Origin of the sequence: Microcystis sp. LE19-41.2A, from assembly GCF_027530405.1 — a bacterium.
Lineage (GTDB): Bacteria > Cyanobacteriota > Cyanobacteriia > Cyanobacteriales > Microcystaceae > Microcystis > Microcystis aeruginosa.
Genome location: NZ_JAPZQJ010000537.1, coordinates 1 through 4571 on the forward strand (window position 1 = coordinate 1; position 4571 = coordinate 4571).

Annotated in this window: 6 protein-coding genes; 5 read left to right on the forward strand and 1 reads right to left on the reverse strand. The window is 44.3% G+C overall.

What is annotated here, in order from left to right:
* Positions 1-115: 115 nt before the first annotated feature.
* Positions 116-250, forward strand: coding sequence for a hypothetical protein (locus O9290_RS22555; protein WP_256378314.1), 135 nt, complete (start codon positions 116-118; stop codon positions 248-250).
* 14 nt (positions 251-264) lie between these two features.
* Here the strand turns inward: O9290_RS22555 and O9290_RS22560 are convergent, their stop codons facing one another.
* Positions 265-801, reverse strand: coding sequence for a deoxycytidylate deaminase (locus O9290_RS22560; protein ID WP_043995593.1), 537 nt, complete (start codon positions 799-801; stop codon positions 265-267).
* Positions 802-1221: 420 nt separating this feature from the next.
* On the opposite strand from O9290_RS22560, the gene O9290_RS22565 reads away from it, so the two are divergent.
* The 4 genes from O9290_RS22565 (at position 1222) to O9290_RS22580 (ending at position 4288) form a co-directional block, all read left to right on the forward strand.
* Positions 1222-1965, forward strand: coding sequence for an energy-coupling factor ABC transporter permease (locus tag O9290_RS22565; protein WP_288059872.1), 744 nt, complete (start codon positions 1222-1224; stop codon positions 1963-1965).
* Between the two features lie 186 nt (positions 1966-2151).
* Positions 2152-2475, forward strand: a complete 324-nt coding sequence (locus O9290_RS22570; protein ID WP_002761796.1) for a PDGLE domain-containing protein — start codon at positions 2152-2154, stop codon at positions 2473-2475.
* 137 nt (positions 2476-2612) lie between these two features.
* On the forward strand, positions 2613-3386 hold the full coding sequence (gene cbiQ, locus O9290_RS22575) for a cobalt ECF transporter T component CbiQ (RefSeq protein ID WP_288059871.1): 774 nt from the start codon (positions 2613-2615) through the stop codon (positions 3384-3386).
* A 119-nt stretch (positions 3387-3505) separates the two neighbouring features.
* A complete protein-coding gene (locus tag O9290_RS22580; RefSeq protein WP_002761800.1) occupies positions 3506-4288 on the forward strand; it encodes an energy-coupling factor ABC transporter ATP-binding protein in 783 nt (260 codons plus the stop codon).
* Positions 4289-4571: the final 283 nt, after the last annotated feature.

Below are 4571 nucleotides of genomic sequence, written 5' to 3' on the forward strand. Positions count from 1 at the left end.
TCTTAGGTTTGGTGGGTAAAATGTATTCTAAGATACAGTCCTGCTGGCGAGGGAGTGGAAGGAACCACAGAGGCACAGAGGACACAAAGATTGATCGCTTCTATAGTAAGTTAAAATGACCACACAAAGAACAAGAGAGCCGATTGGTTCCCCATCGATATCGAACCTTTTCTGGAAAACCGCCCATAAAATTATCCCAATTCAACTAACTTTATCTACCCTAGAAATAGAGACTTTTCCTAGTAATTAGCATCCTTGGGATAACTACCTGAGATCGATCGAAATGGGATTTAATAAAAATAAGGCCGCATGACTAGCCATTTCTGCTGATAAATAAATCTTTTTATATTTAATAATCCCCGTTTCTAGAAAAGAATCCCTTAACATTGCTTTTGTCCCACTATTAAAATCCGCTTCGTAAAAAACTTCTTTAATTCCCGAAGAAATAATTAGTTTTAAGCAGGAAATACAGGGTTCTAAAGTAACGTAAATACTAGCCCCTTGGGTAGAAATACCGTGTTTGGCCGCTTGAGCGATCGCATTAGCTTCGGCATGAATTGCTCTAGAGGGAATTTCTCCGGATTCTCGACAGGTTCCCAAACCGGGATAACAAAAACCCTGGGCAGTACAATGAACCGTTCCCGATGGCGAACCATTGTAACCCGTGGCTAAAACCTGCCGATCTTTGACAATTACCGCACCGACGGGAAAAGCTAAACAGGTGGATCTGGTGGCGGCTAATTTAGCGATCATTAAAAAATATTCGTCCCAAGTCGGTCTTTTTTCTTCAGAGTTGATCACGGTTTCATACCAAGCTAGAAAAAGCAAAAAAGAGGGGGTTCTCTCTGATAGCTTATCATTAGTTGACCTCTAAACCAATTAAAGCACCACCCTGACCATCGATCACGTGGCCAATGTAGTCACCAGCCTCTTCTAACTGCTCACTGGTTAAGGCATAGCATAAAAACTGAAAAAAACTCGAAAAATTAATAATAATTTAAAGAATTTGACGCTGGAGAATAATCAGATTTTGGCTGATAGCTAAACCTTGACGGCTGGCAAAATAACAGAAATTCTTAAGAAGCTAAAGGGTTTAAATCCCCAGAGAGAGCATTGTAGAATGAAGCGGTTAGTTATCTACTAGAAGATAGGACTTTTCCGTCCCAGCGAAACAATTCTATTCAAATCTTTAACCCAAATTGCCAAGGAGACTGAGTTTTAATGTCTGTTAATTTTCTGGGAGTTGGTTTGTTTCACCCTCTCCTTACCCCTTATCTCGCCCTCCATATTCCTGACGGCTTTTTGAGTCCATCGGTGAGTCTATTTACTTGGATAATTGCCGTTGTCCTGATTGGCTTTTCTCTCAAAAAAGTGCGCGGTCACTACGCTGAACGGGCTGTACCTTTGATGGGAGTTTGTGCCGCCTTTATTTTTGCCGCCCAGATGATTAATTTTCCCATTCCGGGGGGAACCTCCGGACATTTGTTAGGGGGGACTCTGGCGGGGGTTCTGCTCGGTCCCTGGGCGGGTTCTCTGGTGATGGCGGTGGTTTTTATCGTGCAAGCTTTATTTTTTCAAGATGGCGGTTTAACGGTTTTAGGGGCGAATATCGTCAATATGGGTCTGATCGGCACCTTTGGCGGTTATTATCTCTATCTGGGGATTAGGAAAGCCCTCGGTTTTCATAGTTGGCGCAGTATGGCGATCGCTGTTGCCCTGGCCGCTTGGACAAGTGTGGTGGTGGCGGCGTTAGCTTGCGCCCTGCAATTGGCTTTATCGGGGACTGTACCGCCTTTATTCGCCCTTGTTGCCATGTTATCTTGGCATATCCTCATCGGCATCGGGGAAGCGGTGATTACCGTTTTCGCTGTCGGTTATATCTGGCGAACCCGTCCCGATCTTCTCTACGATCCGCCCCATTCCGTTAATACCTCTGTTCCCCCTTCCTACGCTCCTCGTCAATAGACCTCTTGTAAAAATCAAAAATTGTTGTTAGGGTCAGGAGTCGGTCGTCAGGAGTCAGGAGAATTAAGAATGAATAATAATCAATTAAATGGTCTATTTAAGGATTTTATGCAATTTAATCCTTATTTTTACCGTTTTTGAACCCTCAAAAATTAATTATGCAAGAGGTTTAATAAAGATTAGCCCATGAATATTCGCAGAAATAGCCAATTTTTTCTGATTGGTCTGGTATGCTCCCTAATTATCGCCGTTTTTCTTTCTCCCTTTGCCAGTCCCGATCCCGACGGACTCGATCGAGTGGCGGAAGACTTGCAATTTAGCAAAAAAGAAGACCCTAACGCCCTAGGTAGTCAATTACCTTTTGCCCGAATTTTTGATGGTTATGCCCTCAAAGGTGTTCCCGAAGGTATCGCCACTCCCCTCGCCGGTTTTCTGGGAACTCTTGCCACTTTCGGCATCGCTTGGGGTATCGGTAAATTAGTCATTCCAAAATCCCAAAATCAGGAGTAAGGAGTCGGGACGTGGGGACGTGGGGACGTGGGGACGTGGGGCATTTAGCTGAAATTTCCCTAAATCCCTAAACCCCTAAACCCCTAAATCCCTACATCCCCTTTCTAACTGATAACTGATCACTGATCACTGAATAAATGCTACACATTGCTACTTTTTCTTGCGAAAATGAGCGCCAAAATTGCGGTTTTTGGCAGAGACTCGCGCCCCATACCCGGGTTTTAGTTACTCTTTTGTTAGTTTTTGCCACAGCCTTAACGCCGAATGGTAGCTGGGAAACTTGGGGGATTTACGGATTAGGATTAATTATTTTAATTCTGATCAGTCGGGTGGCTATTCCCGTACTTTTACAAAGAGTAGCGATCGAATTTGTCTTTATCGGTGTGGTTTTATTGGGAACTCTTTTTCGTGATGGCGGGGAAATTCTTTGGTCTTGGGGATTTTTGCGGGTAACTAGCGAGGGATTGCTGGTGTTAGGCAGTGTGGCCCTAAAAGCTTTTCTCTGTCTTTGTACGGTCAATATTCTGGTTTTAACGACAGCAATTCCCGACCTGTTGCAAGCATTAGTTACCCTGAAAACTCCCCCTTTATTGGTGGCAATTTTGGCTTCTATGTACCGTTATCTAGCTGTTTTGATCGCTGAATTTAATTCCATGCGAAGGGCAGCAATTGCGCGCAATTTAATGAGTAGTCCCCGATGGCAACGGTTGCTAGTGGGACACATGATCGGCGCTTTATTTATCCGTACCTACGAACGTGGCGAGCGCATTTATCAAGCCATGTTATCGAGGGGTTACACTGGTTCCTTGCCCTCTGTACAGGTTCCCCAAAGCAAGCTGAAAGATTATCTCGCTATAATTTGCATAGTAATTCTGATCCTCTGGGGTCAAATGGTACATCTGCTCAGTTGACACTCCCGTTGCCTAAACTTGAAGCTAGATTGACAACCTGTTGCCAAAAAAGCCGTCCTCCGCTACGCTAAAGGACGGGGAACCTTAAACCCAATTTTTCGGTAAAAGTCTCGTTTTTCATGCACCACAACCCGATTTTTATTGAAAACCTAGTTTATACCTATCCTGACGGCACAGAAGCGTTAAAGGGTATTAATTTAGCCATTGAAGCTACGGAAAAGGTGGCTTTGGTCGGGGCAAATGGATCGGGAAAATCCACCTTATTACTGCATTTTAACGGTATTCTCCCGCCGCAAACGGGTAAAATCACCGTCGGTCCCTACCAAGTTAAACCGGAGAATTTAGAAAATATCCGCAATTTTGTCGGTTTAGTCTTCCAAAACCCCGACGATCAGCTATTTATGCCCACTGTCTGGGAAGATGTGACTTTTGGCCCGATGAATCAGGGAATTCGCGGAGAGGATTTAAACCATCGCTGTCATCATGCTTTACACGCGGTGGGATTGGATTCCCAGCATTATGGTAAGAGAAACAGTCAGAATCTATCGGGGGGTGAAAAAAAACGCGTGGCGATTGCGGGGGTTTTAGCCATGTTACCGCAGGTCTTAGTTTTTGATGAACCTAGCGCCCAACTAGACCCCCGGTCCCGTCGGCAATTAATACAACTGTTAGCCACTTTACCCCAAACCCAAGTGATCGCTACCCACGATCTCGATCTGGCTTTAGAATTATGCGATCGCACGGTTGTTTTAAATCGTGGTCAGGTGGTGGGAGAGGGAGAAACCGCTAAGATTTTAAGTAATCGGGAATTTTTGGAACAACACGACCTGGAAATACCCCTTTGTTATAGTCGTCCCTACTGTGCGATCGCTGATGCGCCCTCACAAGTCAGTGATCAGTGATCAGTGATCAGTTATCAGTTATCAGTTATCAGATGTGAGTTTTCAGTTCACCGATTACTGTTTACTGGACGGCTACGCCGTGCCTTTGGCAACACTGAAAAAAAGCTCCCTTTTCCCCCCTCATAGACAGTCTTAACGAGTGATTTAGATAGGGCTTGCTGAATAAATCTAAAAACCTTGTTGGGTAAGACTTTTAGACTTTTTGTCAATCAAAAAGTACCAGTTGTGGGAGAGATAGGGGGAAAATTCTGGGACTTTTTCTCTGAAAATTAGGTAATTGACC

Bases quoted from the DNA above. Each gene is read 5' to 3' on its own strand.
- O9290_RS22570 (WP_002761796.1), top strand. From the start codon at position 2,152: ATGAATATTCGCAGAAATAGCCAATTTTTTCTGATTGGTCTGGTATGC.
- O9290_RS22565 (WP_288059872.1), top strand. From the start codon at position 1,222: ATGTCTGTTAATTTTCTGGGAGTTGGTTTGTTTCACCCTCTCCTTACC.
- O9290_RS22580 (WP_002761800.1), top strand. From the start codon at position 3,506: ATGCACCACAACCCGATTTTTATTGAAAACCTAGTTTATACCTATCCT.
- O9290_RS22555 (WP_256378314.1), top strand. From the start codon at position 116: ATGACCACACAAAGAACAAGAGAGCCGATTGGTTCCCCATCGATATCG.
- cbiQ (WP_288059871.1), top strand. From the start codon at position 2,613: ATGCTACACATTGCTACTTTTTCTTGCGAAAATGAGCGCCAAAATTGC.